The organism is Klebsiella sp. EMBS2024 (assembly GCF_036233805.1).
Taxonomy (GTDB): domain Bacteria; phylum Pseudomonadota; class Gammaproteobacteria; order Enterobacterales; family Enterobacteriaceae; genus Klebsiella; species Klebsiella pneumoniae.
The window spans coordinates 3,996,596-3,997,038 of the sequence record NZ_JAZARW010000001.1 but is presented as its reverse complement, the minus strand read 5'-3'; the positions used below and the strand labels follow the sequence as shown (position 1 = coordinate 3,997,038).

Sequence of the window (443 nt, the reverse complement as noted above, 5' to 3'; positions counted from 1 at the left end):
TGATTCTGGAAGCCATGAAGATGGAGACCGAAATCCGCGCCGCGCAGGCCGGGACCGTGCGCGGTATCGCGGTGAAAGCCGGCGACGCGGTGGCGGTCGGCGACACCCTGATGACCCTGGCGTAAGGACGAGGAGCGGAAATGGAAAGTCTGAACGCCCTGATCCAGGGCATGGGGCTGATGCACCTCGGCGCCGGCCAGGCCATCATGCTGCTGGTCAGCCTGCTGCTGCTCTGGCTGGCCATCGCGAAGAAGTTCGAGCCGTTACTGCTGCTGCCGATTGGCTTCGGCGGCCTGCTCTCCAATATCCCGGAGGCCGGGCTGGCGCTCACCGCCCTAGAGAGCCTGCTGGCTCACCACGACCCGGCGCAGCTGGCGGTGATNGCCGCGAAGCTCCACTGCGCGCCGGACGTCCACGCCATCAAAGAGGCACTGGCGCTGGCC

Annotated in this window: 2 protein-coding genes; both read left to right on the top strand. The window is 67.0% G+C overall.

What is annotated here, in order from left to right:
- Positions 1–14 precede the first annotated feature (14 nt).
- Positions 15–125, top strand: a complete 111-nt coding sequence (locus VZP09_RS18215; RefSeq protein WP_255322136.1) for a biotin/lipoyl-containing protein — start codon at positions 15–17, stop codon at positions 123–125.
- A gap of 15 nt (positions 126–140) precedes the next feature.
- On the top strand, positions 141–443 hold a 303-nt coding region (locus VZP09_RS18210; RefSeq protein ID WP_328795326.1), incomplete at its 3' end, for a sodium ion-translocating decarboxylase subunit beta.

Coding starts and splice junctions, on each gene's coding strand:
- VZP09_RS18215 (WP_255322136.1), top strand. CDS start 15: ATGAAGATGGAGACCGAAATCCGCGCCGCGCAGGCCGGGACCGTGCGC.